This window comes from Actinocorallia aurantiaca (assembly GCF_039533685.1).
Classification (GTDB): domain Bacteria; phylum Actinomycetota; class Actinomycetes; order Streptosporangiales; family Streptosporangiaceae; genus Actinocorallia; species Actinocorallia aurantiaca.
Window position 1 is genome coordinate 684017 of sequence record NZ_BAAATZ010000006.1, and the last position, 14099, is coordinate 698115.

Consider the following 14099-nt stretch of genomic DNA (forward strand, 5'->3'; position numbering starts at 1 on the left):
TCTCGATCCGGACGTGCCGGGGCCCGGGCATGGTCATGCAGTGGTTCCTGCCCTGGCGGGGGCGTCGATCACGCTTCGGCGAGGATCTCGTCGAGCTTCTCGTAGCCCTCGTTGACGCCGACCTCCATGCCGCTGGCGAGGATCTGGTCGCGGATCTCCATGCTCTCCACCACCGACAGGATGGAGACGCGGGTACGGCCGCCGTCCAGGTCCTCGAAGGTGGCGGTCTCCAGGGAGACTCCGTCGGGGGCGCCCTCCCAGGTGAAGGTCTGGACGAGGCGCTCGTTCGGGCGGACCTCGTGGAAGGAGCCGTAGAAGGAGGCGACCTCCTGACCGTCCTGGACGGACGCGTAGCGGTAGCGGCCGCCGGTGCCCATCTCCCAGTCGTCGATCCTCATCTCGAGGCCCCGCGGACCCAGCCACCGGGCGACGAGCTCCCGGTCGGTCCAGGCGCGGAAGACGCGGTCACGCGGCGCGTCGAACTCGCGGACGATGAGGATCGTCGGCAGGTTCGGGTCGGCTTCGATGGTCGTCTCACGGGTCTTCGTGGTCATGATGCGACTCCTCGCTGGTCGTTGTCCTGCAGGTCGTCCATGGCCGCGAGCACTGCGTCGAGGCGCTGGAAGCGCTCCTCGGCCCGGCGGCGGTAGCGCTCGATCCATCCGGTCATCAGGTCGAACACCTCGGCTTCGAGATGGCAGGGGCGTCGTTGGGCGTCCCGGGAACGGCTGACCAGGCCGGCCTCCTCCAGCACCTTGATGTGCTTGGAGACCGCCTGGACGGACACTCCGTAGGGCTCGGCGAGCTGACCCACCGTCGCGTCGCCCTCCGAGAGCCGCGCCACGATGTCGCGCCGGGTCGGATCGGCCAGCGCCGCGAACACCCGGGAGAGCCGCTCCGTCGAGAGCTCCGCCACCTTGCCTCCCACGCTATTCAACCGATCGGTTGAATACAGCTTAGGCCGCGCGGGCCCCTTTTTCAACCATCCGGTTGACAAAGAAGGGTCAGCGGGCAGCGCGTCCGCTTCGCCCTCCTACTCGGGGGCGCCGGCCGGACGCGGCACGGACACGTCGGGAAGCCGCGCCCGCAGCGCCTCCACCTCGGCGCGGAGGGCGCGCAGCTCGGTGAGGACGAGCGCGTCCGTGCGCTGCTCGCGCTCGTCCAGCCGCTCCAGGTCCTCGTGGATCTCCCCGACGACCTCCGGCTCCATCGCGCTGACGGTGATGGCGATGAAGAGGTTCAGCACCACAAAAGTCGAGACGAGGATGTATACGGCGAAGAACACCCAGGCGTAGGGCTGCTCCACCATGACCCCGCGGGCGATCTCCGACCAGCCGTCCGCCGTCATGATCTGGAAGAGGGTGAACGCCGACTCCCCCAGGTCCCCGAAGTTCTCCGGGTCGACCGCGGCGAAGAGCCTGGTGGCCATGACGGCGGCGACATAGAGGATGAGCGCCAGCAGCCCGGTGATCGACGCCATCCCCGGCATCGCCGACAGCAGTGCCGAGACCACCCGCCGCATGCTGGGGATCACCGAGATCAGCCGGAGCGCGCGCAGGACCCGCAGCGCCCTGAGCACCGACAGGTTGCCCCCGACCGGGAGCACCGCCACCCCGACGATGATCAGGTCGAACCAGCTCCAGGCGTCGGAGAAGAACTCCTTCCGGTAGGCGTGGAACCGCAGCAGCAGTTCCACGACGAAGACGGCCAGCGCCAGCCGGTCGATCGCGTGGAGCAGGCCTCCGTACTCCGCGAGCAGGAAGGGCGAGGTCTCGCAGCCGAGGGTGACGGCGTTGATGAGGATGACCGCGGTGATGAACCGCTGGAAACCTCGAGAATCGACGAACATACGGACACGGGCACGTCCGGGCACTGAGGCTCCAGGTCTGGACAGGCACCGGGAACGGGGGAACGTTCCGGCGCGTGCGGGGTCACATGAAGCTGAGGTTGAAGGCGCGGTCGAGCTGCAGGGCGACCAGCGCCAGTGTTCCGGTCGCCAGCCCGGTGCAGATGAGCGAGACCGGGCCGGTGACGGGGTTTCGTCCAGGGGCTTCGTCCAGGAGTGCTCTTACCCGCTGGATGACCCCGGAGTCGGAGAATCCCGCGGTGCCCGGGATCGGCTCCGAGCGCAGGATCGCGACCCGGGCGATGGTGCGGGCGACGAGTTCCCGGTCGCCGGTGGCGTCGGCGGCGTCCTCGTCGGCCCAGCGCTCCAGGGCGAAGCGCATGCGCTCGTTCAGCCACCGCAGCGGGGGCAGGGTGCCGGCGGCGAGCGCGCCGACCGCCAGGTAGCGGTGGTGCCGGTGCCTCAGGTGGGAGCTCTCGTGCCGGAAGACGACCTCCAGCTCCGCCGGTTCGAGCGCCTGGAGCAGGCCGCGCGAGACCAGCACCCCGCCGCGGCGTCCGGGCACCGCGACGGCGATGGGAACGTCGGTCCGCAGCAGGCCCTCGGCCATCCGCTGCGCCGCTCTCACCTCGGTGAACCACCGGACGGACCGCCACAAGATGATCATAAGGCTGACGGCGGTGAGGACGGTCGCGGGAACGCCGAGCCAGACCGGGACGGGGTCGTCGTCGCCGACGAGCGTCCACTCGGGCAGCCGGTTCGCGGCGCGGGGGTGGAGGGTCGCCCAGTAGTTGACCGCGACGAACACGAACGTGCCGACCGTCGCCAGGCCCGTCGTCCCCGCGACCGTGCACAGCAGGCGCCCGCACCACATGGGGTGCAGGGGCAGGGCGAGGAGGCCCAGCGCGACGCTCAGCGCGAGCGTGATCCCCGCCGGGAGGAAGGTGAGCCAGTTCATGTCGGCTTCCCCCGATGCTCGAGGATCTGCCGCAGCTCGGCCACTTCCTCGGAGGTGAGCACCTCCACGAACTGGCTGAGCACGCTGGAGGAGTCGCTGGCGTAGCGGAGGTGGTCGTGCATCCTGTCGGCGACCAGGCGCGCCTCGTCGACCGCCAGCCGGTAGCGGTACTGGCGGCCGTCGCGTTCCCGCGTCACGAGCCCCTTGTCGTGGAGCCGGAACAGGATGGTGTTGATCGTCGTGTAGGCGGGGTCCCCGGGGATCCGCGAGAGGAGTTCGGCCGTGGCGATCGATCCGCCCGCCGAGACGGCGGCGAGGACTTCGGCTTCGAGCTGCCCGAGCGGACGTCTGGACACGGGATGGACCCCCTCCGCGTAGGTGGTGAGCATGGACCGCCTCGAGGGTAACCGTCGCGGGACCGTCCCGCGCGCGACTGGCGTTAATAAACTACAGCTGTAATAGTATCTCGGTCAGTCACCCCCGTCAGCGCTCGCCGGAGGCGGGCGCGGAGGAGGAACCCGTGGTCTTCAAACGCATCCTGGGCAGTCTCGGCATGGGCGGCCCCTCGGTCGACACCGTCCTGTCCACGCCCGCCTGCCGGCCCGGCGGCACGCTGAGCGGACAGGTGCACATCAAGGCGGCGGACTACGAGGTCGAGATCCAGCGGATCACTCTCGGCCTCGTCACCCGCATGGAATCGGAGCACGGCGAGGAGGAGGCGAACGCCGTCGTCGAGTTCCACCGCGTGGACGCGGCGGGAGCCTTCCGGCTGGCGCCCGGTCAGGACCAGAGCATCCCGTTCCAGTTCGAGGTCCCCTGGGAGACCCCGCTGACCTCGGTGTTCGGCACCCGCCTGCACGGCATGTCCCTGGGCGTCCGCACCGAGCTCGCCATCGCCAAGGCCGTCGACAAGGGCGACCTCGACCTCGTCACCGTCGAGCCCCTGCCGTCGCAGCAGAGCGTCCTGTCGGCGTTCTCCCGGCTCGGCTTCCAGTTCAGGAGCGCCGACGTGGAGCACGGCCACCTGGCGGGCGTCCACCAGCGGCTGCCCTTCTACCAGGAGATCGAGTTCTACCCGCCCGCCCAGTACGGGGGCCTCGTCAACGAGGTCGAGCTGACCTTCCACACCGACCCGTGGAACCTCACCGTCATCCTGGAGGCCGACAAGCGCGGCGGCGACGCCGTAGGCCGCTTCACCGTCTCCCACGACGAGGCCCTCGCCACCGACTGGACCTCCCAGGTCCTCACCTGGCTGGAATCCCTGACCCGGCACCACGGCGGCTTCGCCTCACACCACGACGCTCACGGACATCACGACTCCCACGGCCACCACGGCGGGCCCGGCATGGGCGGCGTCGTGGCGGGCGCGGCCGTCGGCTTCGTCGGCGGCATGGTCGCCGGGGAGGTCATCGAGGAACTTTTCGAGGACGACGAAGGCGACGAGGACGACGGAGGCGACGAGGACTGACGCGGAACGCCCCGGCGCCGGGACTCCGTCAGGGACTCCCCCCTCCAGGGTCATGACAGCCAGGACGTGGCGGGGCGAGGGGTCGTGGCGTGCTCCTGGAGCGGGATTTCGACGACGACGAGGGCGCCGCCGCCCGCAGGGGCGGGGCCCAGGGCGGCCGTCCCCCCGTGGAGGACGGCCTGCTGGCGGACGAGGGTGAGGCCGAGGCCCGAGCCCGGGCTGTCGGGGCGGCGGCGGAACCGGTCGAAGACCTCGGCGGCGCGTTCCGGGGGGACGCCGGGGCCCCGGTCGCGGACGCGCAGGAGAGCCGTCGTCCCGGCGGGGTGCAGGGTGAGGTCGACGCGGACCCGGCCCGACGGGTCGGCGCCGTGGAGGGCGGCGTTGTCGAGCAGGTTGTCCAGCAGGAGGCGGAGGCCCTCGGGCCAGCCGCGGACCGTCACCTGGCCGGGGAGATCGGCGACGATCGCCGCGCGGGGATGCCGCCGGCGGGCGTCCTCCACTGCGAGGTCGGCCAGGGCCGACAGGTCGACCTCGGTGAAGGAGGCCGGATCCAGCAGCTCGCCCCGGGCGAGCTGCCGCAGCATGGTGATGAGGCGCTGCATCCTGGCCTGCTCGCCGGCGAGGTCCTCGAGGACCTCCTCCCGGTCATCCTCCGGCAGGTCCGGGTGGGACAGCAGGCCGATGTTGGCGCTCATGCTGGTCAGCGGGGTGCGCAGTTCGTGGGCCGCGGTGGCCGCGAAGGCGCGGGCCGCCTCCAGCGCCTCGCCGGTGCGGGCGACGGCCCCGTCGCGGCGTTCCAGCAGGTCGTTGACGAGCGCCGCGACGTCGTCGACCTCGGTGACGCCGGAGGAGGTCGGCAGCCTTCCGCCGCCGGGCCCCAGATCGGTCCGGGAGACCGCGCGGCCCAGCCGGGACAGGGGGCGGACCGCGACGCGGCCGATCCCGTACCCGGCGGCCGCGGACAGCAGCACCGCCAGCAGCGTCGCGAGCAGCAGCCGGGTCCGCAGCCGGGAGACCTGCCCGGACAGCTCGGCCTCCTGCTCGAAGACCCACAGCGTGCCGAGCACGCCGTCCCGGCCCAGCCCGGTGCCCGCGTAGCGCCACCGGCCGTCGTCGGTGGTGGCCGGGGCTTCCGACAGGACGGGCAGCTCTCCCGGAACGGCGCCCACGACCAGCGGAACGGCTCCCGCCGGGGCGATGACGATACCGCCGGAACCCGCCGCCGCCGCCGTGCTGACACGCTGCCCGGCGGCCTCCCCCGCGCCTCGTCTGACGACGCGTCGCGCGTAGATGGCGGCCATGGGATCCAGTGACTGGAGCCGGACCGCGATACGGCGGTCGCGCTCTTTCTCCAGACCGTCGACGGCCGTCCGCAGCATCAGGAGCCCCGACAGCGCCACCGAGGCCGACACCAGCAGGACGACGCACAGGGTGAAACGGGTGGAGAGCCTCATGTCCGCCCCCGCAGGACATAACCGACTCCCCGGACGGTGTGCAGGATCCGGGGCTCCTCTCCGGCCTCCAGCTTGCAGCGCAGGTAGCCGACGAACGTCTCGACCGCGTTGTCGGTGACCGCGAAGTCGTATCCCCAGACCTGCTCCAGCAGCACCCCCCGGGACAGCACCGTCCCGGTGTTGCGGACGAAGACCTCCAGCAGGTCGAACTCGCGGCGGGTCAGGTTCAGCTCCCGCTCCCCTCGCCAGGCCTGCCGGGTGGCCGGGTCGAGCGCCACGGGACCCGCCCGCACCGAGTCGCCGGGCGCGGCGCCGGCCCTGCGCAGCAGCGCGCGCAGCCGCAGGACGAGCTCGGTGAAGTCGAACGGCTTGACCAGGTAGTCGTCGGCGCCCGCCTCCAGCCCCGCGACCCTGTCGGCCACCTCGTCCAGGGCCGACAGCATGAGGACGGGCACGTCCGAGCCCCGCTCGCGCAGTGTCCGGCACACCTCGATGCCGGACAGGCCCGCCATGGAGACGTCCAGCACGATCGCGTCCGCGCCCGCGGCGCCCGCCAGCGCGGCCCGGCCGCCGTCCGCGGTCTCCACCGCGAACCCCTCCAGGGTGAGACCGCGCCGCAGGGCCCGCAGGATCGCGGGGTCGTCGTCCACCGCGAGTATCCGACACCGGCTCATCCCGGACCTCCTCGCCACCCGTCACACGGTACGGGCCCGGCGCGGCGCGTTCTCACCCCCTGGGGACGGTCAGCCCTGGCGGTGGACCGTGAACGGGACGGACGGCGGGTTGACGCCGTTCACGCCGAGGTAGACCCGCTTGGGCGGCAGGGTCCGGCCTCCGCCCTTCGCCGCGGTGATCGTCAGGCTGCTCGCGCACGCCGTCCGGAAGTTCACTCCGTCGATCTTGCCGCGGTTGACGAACCGGAAGTGCAGCGTCTTGCGGTCCTTGGACACCCAGACCTTGTCGCGCCACTCCTTGCGGACCCGCTTCACCGCGTGGATCCGCACCGGCGAGACGATCGACCCGGCGTACACGCGCTTGTCGCTCTTCTTGTGCGTCACCCGCAGGTGGAAGCCGTCACGCGCGTGCCACAGGTACACCCCGCCCTTGGAGTGCTTGGTGAGTTCCGCGGGCCTGCCCTGCAGGTTGCCGTCCCAGACCCGGGTGTCGCAGGACGGGGTCGACGTCGCGGAAGCCGCTCCCGCGCCCGCGACCAGGGCGGTGGCCCCGGCCGCGACTCCCATGATCGCGGAGATGACGATACGGCTCTGCATGAGGCACCTCTCGTTGGAGTCGATTGACGAGGGCGACTATAGAGACGCAAGTTGGCAAAACCCTGAGAACTCATCAGATTCTTCGCCTACCGCCTCCCGCGGGCATGGCGAAGGCCGCGGCCTCCCCCGATGGATGACCGCGGCCTTCTTGTCTGATGTCACCGGAGCGTCCGGCGGAAGCGCCTGAACACTCCCTTCACCTGGGCGAGGGGGCCTCCGGTGGTGCGGCCCCTGCGGGTGCGGCTCGCGGCCGCCGGCCGCGCGCCCCGGTGGTTGAGGTTGAAGACTCCGCGCGAGCGGCCGCGGGCGGCACTTCGGGCGTTACCGCGGGTGAGCCTGCGCAGTTCGGTGGTGAGGTTCATGCGGGGGTCCTTCCTTCAGGGCGTGAACGCCTTGGACGGTCGGGTCCGTCAGAGTCCGGGACCGGGGTTGGTGCGGGGGTCCTGGCTCGGGTAGGGGCCCGGGGCGGGCTGCTGGGTACCGGGGGTCGGCTGCTGAGCGCCGGGGGTCGGCTGCTGAGCGCCCGGAGTGGTCTGGCCGGGGAACGGCTGGGCGACCGGGGCGGGCTCGGCCGGGACGGGCTGGGCCGGCACGGGGTCGGGGCTGAGGCCCGGCGTGTAGTCGGGGCGGGTCAGGTCGTGGTCGGGGACCGGCTCACGGGCCGGAGGGGTGGCGGCGGCGGAGGCCGGCGTCGGGTCGGTGCCGACGCTGCCGCGCCAGCCGCCGGTCGGGTGGCCGTGGTCCTCGATGAAGTCCTTGAAGCGCTGCAGGTCGCCCTTGACCCGGCTCTCGACGAGGTTCAGCTTGTCGCCGACCTGCTCGACGACGCCCTCGGGGATGAACTGCATCTGCAGCACCACGCGGGTGTTCATCGGGTCGAGCGGCTGGAAGGAGACGACCCCGGCCTGCCGCGGCGTGCCGACGGTGTGCCAGACGATGCACTCGTCGGGCCGCTGCTCGGTGATCTCGGCGTCGAACTCGCGCCGGACCCCGGCGATGCTGGTCTCCCAGTGGGTGCGGGTCGGGGTGACCTGCTCGATGCGGTCGACGCCTTCCATGAATTTCGGGAAGTCCTCGAACTGCGTCCACTGGTCATAAGCGACCCGAACAGGAACGGCCACGTCGACGGTCTGCTCTATGGTGCTCATTTTGCGACCTTTCTTTTGGTTTCTCGGTCTGATTTACGGTGCGCTCGCTACGGCGAGCGTCAGACGTTGAAGATGCTCACGCCACCCGGGCCGATGAGGAAGCCGACCACGATGAGGATCAGGCCCCACAGCAGGTCGCGGCGGGCGAGGAGGGTGTAGAGACCGGCGATGACGAAGATGACTGCGATGATCCAAAGTAGAGTTGCCATGCATTTTTATTGCCCTTGGCCCACCGGGACCAAACACCGGCTATTCTGCGCCCGACACTCCCGCCGGAATCGGTGAGAATCCGCTCGGAACAGCGTTCCCCCTGGTAAGCAGTAGATTTTTCCGATCAACGCCGCGGCTTTTCCCCGATCACGCGCGACCACACTGAGACCCACCTCACACGATTCTTGTGAGTCAGATAACGTTCCGGCCGCTATGATTCGCCCTCCCGGTCGGCGCAAACCTTCATTTCAGGCCGCCGAGAGTGATCCCGCGCACGGACGGCGCGCCGGGCCGCCGGGCGCGTCCCCTGTCCTCCTCGCCGGGCGCTATCTCCGCCTAAAGACTCCGATACTCCGACATAGCGGCTGGATGACGGTCGGCTCGTTACCGTGGGTAGCTGACGGTGTTCCTGTAGCGCCCTCGGGAAAGGGGAGACGGCCACCATGGGCGGTATCGCGCAACGGATCGCCACCCTGTGGCGAACCAAGGCCAACAAGGCTCTCGACCAGGCGGAAGATCCGCGTGAGGTGCTGGACTACTCGTACCAGCAGCAGTCGGAGATGTTGCAGAAGGTCCGGCGGGGGGTGGCCGACGTGGCGACCAGCCGCAAGAGGGTCGAGTTGCAGGCGGCCCGGCTGGAGCAGGCCGGCGGGAAGCTGGAGGAGCAGGCCCGGCGGTCGCTCGACGCGGGCCGGGAGGACCTGGCGCGGGAGGCCCTCGCGCGGCGGTCGGGGATCGTCGCGCAGCTCACCGACCTGCGGGCCCAGGAGGCCTCGCTCCAGTCGGAGGAGGAGAAGCTCACCCTGGCCTCCGAGCGGCTGCAGGCGAAGGTCGAGGCGTTCCGCACCCGCAAGGAGACGCTCAAGGCCACCTACAGCGCGGCCGAGGCGCAGACCCGCGTCTCCGAGGCCGTCGGCGGCATCGGGGAGGAGATGGGCGAGGTCGGCATGGCCATGCAGCGGGTCCAGGACAGGACCGACCAGATGCAGGCCCGCGCGGGCGCCCTGGACGAGCTGCTCGCCTCCGGCGCGCTGGAGGACGCCACCCTCCCGCCCGGGCGCGACGACATCCAGGCCGAACTCGACGCCATCACCCGGGGCCGGGACGTGGACGTCGAGCTGGACCGGCTGCGGACCGAGCGCGCCCAGCTCCCGGAGGGGGGAAAGTCATGATCATCAGGATTTTCGGCGAGGGCCAGTACCAAGTCACCGACGAGCACCTGGAGGAGCTCAACGTGCTGGACTCCGCGCTCCAGAAAGCCGTCGACGAGGGGGACCAGGAGGGTTTCACCCTGTCCCTGCGCGAGCTGCTGGAGACCGTCCGCCGCCTCGGCTCGCCGTTGCCGTCGGACCTGCTCGCGCCTTCCGAGCTCGTCCTGCCCGACGACGACACCACCCTGGACGAGGTGAAGGAGATCCTGTCCTCCGAGGGCCTGATCCCGGGATGACGTGATGCGCAGCCGCTTCCCGCCGGACCGCCGGCTCAGCGCGCGCATGCTGCTGACCCTCTTCCTGCTGGGCCTGCTGTACGTGCTGTTCGTCGCGGCGCTGTTCGCGCTGCTCAAGTCGTGGGTCGCGGGCGTCGCCATCGGCGCGCTCATGCTCGGCGCCCAGTACTGGTTCTCCGACCGGGTCGCCCTGTACGGCATGAACGCCCGCACCGTCACGCCGCAGGAGCAGCCTCAGCTCCACGGGGTCGTGGACCGCCTGTGCGCGTTGGCGGACATGCCCAAGCCGCGCGTCGCCGTCGCCGACATGGACCTGCCGAACGCCTTCGCCACCGGCCGGAACGCCGACCACGCCGTCGTCTGCGTCACGACGGGCCTGCTGCGGCGGCTGGAGCCCGACGAACTGGAGGGCGTGCTGGCCCACGAGCTCTCCCATGTGGCCCACCGCGACGTCGCGGTCATCACGATCGCGTCGTTCCTGGGCGTCCTCGCGGGCCTCATCGTGCGGTTCGCGTTCTACTCGCAGATGTTCGGCGGGAGGCGCGACCAGAACACCACGCTCGTGCTCTTCGCCGTCATGGCCGTCTCCGCGCTGGTGTACTCCGTCAGCTTCCTGCTGATCCGCGCCCTGTCCCGCTACCGGGAGCTGGCCGCCGACCGGGCCGCCGCCGTCATCACCGGGCGTCCGGGCTCGCTGGCCTCGGCGCTGACGAAGGTCAGCGGCGACATCGCCCGCATCCCGACCCGGGACCTGCGCACCGCCCAGGCCTTCAACGCCTTCTTCTTCACCCCGGCTCTCGGCCCCGGCACCACCCTGTCCGCCCTGTTCTCCACCCATCCGAGCCTGGAGCGCCGGTTGGAGCAGCTCGCCGACATCTCCGCCCGGCTGGGCGGTCCCGCCTGAAAGGAGCAAGCCCCATGGGTTTCCTGGACACCCTGCTCGGCCGCACCAAGCCCGTCAGGCCCGACCTGGACCGGCTGTTCGCCCTCCCCTCGGCCGCGATCACCCTGCAGACCTCCACCGGCTACGCCCCCGCGGGCACCGGCTCCGTCTGCTTCGCCACGGTCGAGGGCACCGTCTCCACCCAGCTCATGCAGGACCTGCGGGATCTCCTCAACGCCGCAGGAGACGTCCATCCCGTGGAGCTCTCGCAGGACGACTACGGCTACACCTGGCTCGTCTGCCACCACTCCCCCGACGACCTGCCGGACCTGGTCAACAACCTGCACGCCGTCAACACGACCCTTCAGGACGGCGGTTTCGGCCCTCAGCTGCTCTGCTCCCTGGTCGCCTTCCGCAATCCCTCCGCCCGGCCCCTGGCCCTGATCTACCTCTACAAGCGCGGCACCTTCTACCCCTTCGCCCCGCTTCCCCACGAGAGGCGCAACAACCACCTCGAGTTCCAGGTCAGGGGCCTCCTGGCCGAGGACCTCCCCATCGAACCGGACCTCACCCGCTGGTTCCCCGTCTGGGGCGCTCCCGGCCTGTGATCCCGGTCTTCCGGCGGCGGAACAGATAGGTTCGTCGGACCACAGGCTCCCCCCTTGTCAGGAATGTCTATGAAGCGTCTGTTCGCCGCCGTTATCGTCGGATCGTTGTCGTCGTCCCTGCTCGCGGGAGCGGCGAACGCGAAGCTCCGGGCCTTCGAGCTGGTGAAGACCTTCCGGCTCGCGGGAGACGAGACGGTGACCGCGGCGATCGCGCCCTCGCGCAGAAGCGCCTTCGTGTTCGCGATGCGGGAGCGCAGCGCCGGGCTGGAGCCGCTGGCGTTCAGGTGGAACGGGAAGGCCTGGAGCCGCAGCCCGCTTCCCGCCGGCCTGCAGGGCATTCCCGGGCAGGCGGACTCGTCGTCGGCGAAGAACGTCTGGATGTCCGTGACGGGCAACGACGGGCTGGCCGAGAAGTACCTGAACAACCTGCCCGAGGACGGCTGCGTCGCCGAGCGGAGGGCTCTCGGGCAGCGCGCGCTTCCGGCGACGCCCCGCGCGGGCTCGACGCCGTCGAAGGTCCTGCGCTGGAACGGCAGGAACTGGACGGTCGCCCGCACGTTCAAGAACGCCTACGTCAACGCCGTCGCGGCGATCGGCCCGAAGAACGTCTGGGCGTACGGGCTCGACCGGAAGGGCCCCGCCTCCTGGCACTTCAACGGGAGGACCTGGAAGCGCCACACCACGAAGTTCCTGATCCAGAAGGCCGAGGCCGTCTCCGGCAAGGAGATCTGGGCGCTCGCCCACGACCGCTCCCTGCACAACGGCCACAGCGGCATCGTCGCCCGCTTCGACGGCACCCGCTGGACCCGGGTGCGCCCCGACGGCCTGCGCACCGGCCCCGCCCCCACCAAGACCACCCCCGGCCGCACGGCCACTGTCCTCGACGTCAACGCCTTCGGCCCGGGCCGGGTGTGGGTCTCGGCGGCCACCTCCGAAGGCACCCTGTGCGGCCCGAACACCAACGGCTCCGTCCAGCTCCGCTGGAACGGCCGCGCCTGGAAGGGCGAGTCCCCCTCCCTCACCGACGGCTTCCTCCTGAGCGACCACGTCCCCGACGGCGCGGGCGGCCTCTACGCCCAGGCCTGGGGTTCGGCCTCCGGCGACGAGTGGGAGCTCGACCGCGCCTTCTTCCACCGCACGTCCAAGGGCGTCTGGACCCGCCGCATCCTCCCCGAGCAGCGCAGGATCCAGCACCTCGTCCACGTCCCCGGCACCCGCTCCCTGTGGGCCGCCGGCACCCGCGAGACCGCCGGAACCCTCAACGTCGCCGTCTGGTCCCTGGGCAGGCCCTGAGCCCGGCTCCCGGAGCGCCTCCGGGGCTCACCAGGAGCCGCGGAGGTGGGTGCGGCGGCCTTCGGGGTCGAAGATGCCCAGGATCTCGGCGGGGCCGTCGTGGGCTCCGAACGCGTGGGGGATCATGGTCGAGAACTCGGCGGCCTGACCGGTCTCGACCTGGATGGTCCGTTCTCCCAGGGCGAGCACCACGGTTCCCGACAGGACCGTGAACCAGTCCCGGCCCGGGTGGACCTTCAGCTCGCCGGCGTCGCGGCGCACCGGCTTCGTGAGACGGATCTTGGCGACGGCGAGCCCGTGCGGGCCAGGGTCGCGGCTCAGCATCCACGCGGTGCGGCCCCGCTCCGGGTCGTGCCGCGGCCGGATCACCACGTCCTCATCGTCCGCGGGCTCCACCAGCTGGTCGAGGGTGGTGCCCAGGGCGCGGGCGAGCGACGTCAGCTGGTCCAGGGCGATCCGGCGGGGGCCCGTCTCTATGCGGCTGAGCGTGGAGGGGCTCATGTGGCAGCGGGCGGCCAGGTCGTCCAGCGACCAGCCCAGGGCCGTGCGCATCCCCCTGATGCGGTTGCGGACGAGGGCTTCGACCGGCGAGTCTTGCGTCATACGCAAGATGGTATGCCATCGGCGCAAGGTCTCGTAAGCTCGAGACATGGAACATCACGCACACCACCAGCACGGTCCCGATGACGAGGCGGGTCTGGCGGAGATGCTCGATCTCGACGCCGAGGTCCTGCGCCCGCTCCTGACGGAGACGACGGCCCTGCTGGAAGAACTGGCCGGAGACCGGCCCCCGCGCCGGATACTCGACCTGGGCAGCGGCACCGGGGCCGGCACCTTCGCGCTGCTCCAGCGTTTCCCGGAGGCCGAGTCCGTCGCCGTGGACGCCTCCGCGACCATGCTGCACCGCCTCCAGGAGAAGGCCCACGAGCTCGGGCCGGCCGACAGGGCCCACACCGTCCAGGCCGATCTGGACGGAGAGTGGCCGCCCCTCGGAACCTTCGACCTGGTGTGGGCGTCCGCGTCCCTGCACCACCTGACGGATCCCGACCGGGGCCTGGGCGAGGTCTTCTCCGTACTCCGCCCCGGCGGGCTCCTGGCCGTGCTGGAGCTGGACTCCCTCCCCGGCTTCCTGCCCTACGACCTCGGTTTCGGGCGTCCCGGGTTCGAGGAGCGCTGCCGCGCGGTCCTGGCCGAGCGGACCGGGCACGACGTCCCGCACCTGGGCGCCGACTGGGGCCCGCACCTGTCCCGGGCCGGTTTCGCCGTCAAGGTCGAGCGGGTCTTCGACTTCGAGCTGGCGCCTCCTCTGCCCCCCGCGGCCGGACGTTACGCCGAGGCGACCCTGCGGCGTGGCCGTGCCCATCTCTACGACCGGCTGGACCCCGACGACCAGGCCGTGCTCGACGCCCTCCTCGAAGAGGGAGGCCCCCACCACGTCCTGCGCCGCTCCGACCTGACCGTCCGCACCACCAGGAAGGCGTGGGTGGCCGAACGCCCGTGAACCGGGCGTCCG

Annotated in this window: 19 protein-coding genes; 7 read left to right on the forward strand and 12 right to left on the reverse strand. The window is 71.1% G+C overall.

Translation table 11 applies throughout. From position 1 onward, the window contains the following. Positions 1–68: 68 nt before the first annotated feature. The 5 genes from ABD327_RS10145 to ABD327_RS10165 all read right to left on the reverse strand — a co-directional run bounded on the left by ABD327_RS10145 (position 69) and on the right by ABD327_RS10165 (position 3160). The gene (locus ABD327_RS10145) at positions 69–554 is read right to left on the reverse strand and encodes an SRPBCC family protein (RefSeq protein ID WP_344450006.1); all 486 of its coding nucleotides are present in this window, start codon (positions 552–554) and stop codon (positions 69–71) included. Beyond that, the gene (locus ABD327_RS10150; protein WP_344450007.1) at positions 551–916 is read right to left on the reverse strand and encodes an ArsR/SmtB family transcription factor; all 366 of its coding nucleotides are present in this window, start codon (positions 914–916) and stop codon (positions 551–553) included. The genes ABD327_RS10145 and ABD327_RS10150 overlap by 4 nt, the downstream gene beginning before the upstream one ends. A gap of 117 nt (positions 917–1033) precedes the next feature. Next, on the reverse strand, positions 1034–1849 hold the full coding sequence (locus tag ABD327_RS10155; protein WP_344450008.1) for an ion transporter: 816 nt from the start codon (positions 1847–1849) through the stop codon (positions 1034–1036). Between the two features lie 82 nt (positions 1850–1931). Beyond that, entirely contained in the window at positions 1932–2804 is an 873-nt protein-coding gene (locus tag ABD327_RS10160) for a M56 family metallopeptidase (RefSeq protein WP_344450009.1), read from the reverse strand. Beyond that, on the reverse strand, positions 2801–3160 hold the full coding sequence (locus ABD327_RS10165; RefSeq protein ID WP_344450010.1) for a BlaI/MecI/CopY family transcriptional regulator: 360 nt from the start codon (positions 3158–3160) through the stop codon (positions 2801–2803). Before ABD327_RS10165 ends, ABD327_RS10160 begins: the two co-directional genes overlap by 4 nt. A gap of 164 nt (positions 3161–3324) precedes the next feature. Here ABD327_RS10165 and ABD327_RS10170 point away from each other — a divergent pair, with 164 nt between their 5' ends. Next, complete coding sequence (locus ABD327_RS10170; RefSeq protein WP_344450011.1) at positions 3325–4272, forward strand: sporulation protein; 948 nt, start codon at positions 3325–3327, stop codon at positions 4270–4272. 50 nt (positions 4273–4322) lie between these two features. Here ABD327_RS10170 and ABD327_RS10175 read toward each other — a convergent pair whose 3' ends face one another. From ABD327_RS10175 to ABD327_RS10200, 6 genes are all read right to left on the reverse strand, one after another. Further along, positions 4323–5726, reverse strand: a complete 1404-nt coding sequence (locus ABD327_RS10175) for a sensor histidine kinase (protein ID WP_344450012.1) — start codon at positions 5724–5726, stop codon at positions 4323–4325. Next, positions 5723–6400, reverse strand: a complete 678-nt coding sequence (locus ABD327_RS10180) for a response regulator transcription factor (protein WP_344450013.1) — start codon at positions 6398–6400, stop codon at positions 5723–5725. The genes ABD327_RS10175 and ABD327_RS10180 overlap by 4 nt, the downstream gene beginning before the upstream one ends. Before the next feature lie 69 nt (positions 6401–6469). After that, the gene (locus ABD327_RS10185; protein WP_344450014.1) at positions 6470–6997 is read right to left on the reverse strand and encodes a hypothetical protein; all 528 of its coding nucleotides are present in this window, start codon (positions 6995–6997) and stop codon (positions 6470–6472) included. A 158-nt stretch (positions 6998–7155) separates the two neighbouring features. After that, positions 7156–7359, reverse strand: a complete 204-nt coding sequence (locus tag ABD327_RS10190) for a hypothetical protein (RefSeq protein ID WP_344450015.1) — start codon at positions 7357–7359, stop codon at positions 7156–7158. A gap of 48 nt (positions 7360–7407) precedes the next feature. Beyond that, the gene (locus ABD327_RS10195) at positions 7408–8145 is read right to left on the reverse strand and encodes an SRPBCC family protein (RefSeq protein ID WP_344450016.1); all 738 of its coding nucleotides are present in this window, start codon (positions 8143–8145) and stop codon (positions 7408–7410) included. A gap of 59 nt (positions 8146–8204) precedes the next feature. Next, complete coding sequence (locus tag ABD327_RS10200; protein ID WP_344450017.1) at positions 8205–8354, reverse strand: GPGG-motif small membrane protein; 150 nt, start codon at positions 8352–8354, stop codon at positions 8205–8207. A 444-nt stretch (positions 8355–8798) separates the two neighbouring features. On the opposite strand from ABD327_RS10200, the gene ABD327_RS10205 reads away from it, so the two are divergent. The 5 genes from ABD327_RS10205 to ABD327_RS10225 all read left to right on the forward strand — a co-directional run bounded on the left by ABD327_RS10205 (position 8799) and on the right by ABD327_RS10225 (position 12586). Beyond that, on the forward strand, positions 8799–9527 hold the full coding sequence (locus ABD327_RS10205; RefSeq protein WP_344450018.1) for a PspA/IM30 family protein: 729 nt from the start codon (positions 8799–8801) through the stop codon (positions 9525–9527). After that, positions 9524–9802, forward strand: a complete 279-nt coding sequence (pspAA, locus tag ABD327_RS10210; protein ID WP_344450019.1) for a PspA-associated protein PspAA — start codon at positions 9524–9526, stop codon at positions 9800–9802. Before ABD327_RS10205 ends, pspAA begins: the two co-directional genes overlap by 4 nt. A 1-nt stretch (position 9803) precedes the next feature. Further along, the gene (htpX, locus tag ABD327_RS10215; RefSeq protein ID WP_344450020.1) at positions 9804–10706 is read left to right on the forward strand and encodes a zinc metalloprotease HtpX; all 903 of its coding nucleotides are present in this window, start codon (positions 9804–9806) and stop codon (positions 10704–10706) included. A 14-nt stretch (positions 10707–10720) separates the two neighbouring features. Then, positions 10721–11293 carry a PspA-associated protein PspAB gene (pspAB, locus tag ABD327_RS10220; RefSeq protein ID WP_344450021.1) on the forward strand — a complete coding sequence of 191 codons (573 nt, stop codon included), beginning with the start codon at positions 10721–10723 and terminating at the stop codon, positions 11291–11293. A 69-nt stretch (positions 11294–11362) separates the two neighbouring features. Further along, positions 11363–12586 (forward strand): hypothetical protein, encoded by a 1224-nt coding sequence (locus ABD327_RS10225; protein ID WP_344450022.1) that lies wholly within the window; start codon positions 11363–11365, stop codon positions 12584–12586. A gap of 27 nt (positions 12587–12613) precedes the next feature. Here ABD327_RS10225 and ABD327_RS10230 read toward each other — a convergent pair whose 3' ends face one another. Then, positions 12614–13189: a helix-turn-helix domain-containing protein gene (locus tag ABD327_RS10230; protein ID WP_344450023.1), complete on the reverse strand. Its 576-nt coding sequence runs from the start codon at positions 13187–13189 to the stop codon at positions 12614–12616. A 46-nt stretch (positions 13190–13235) separates the two neighbouring features. On the opposite strand from ABD327_RS10230, the gene ABD327_RS10235 reads away from it, so the two are divergent. After that, positions 13236–14087 (forward strand): class I SAM-dependent methyltransferase, encoded by an 852-nt coding sequence (locus tag ABD327_RS10235; protein ID WP_344450024.1) that lies wholly within the window; start codon positions 13236–13238, stop codon positions 14085–14087. The last annotated feature ends 12 nt before the right edge of the window (positions 14088–14099 follow it).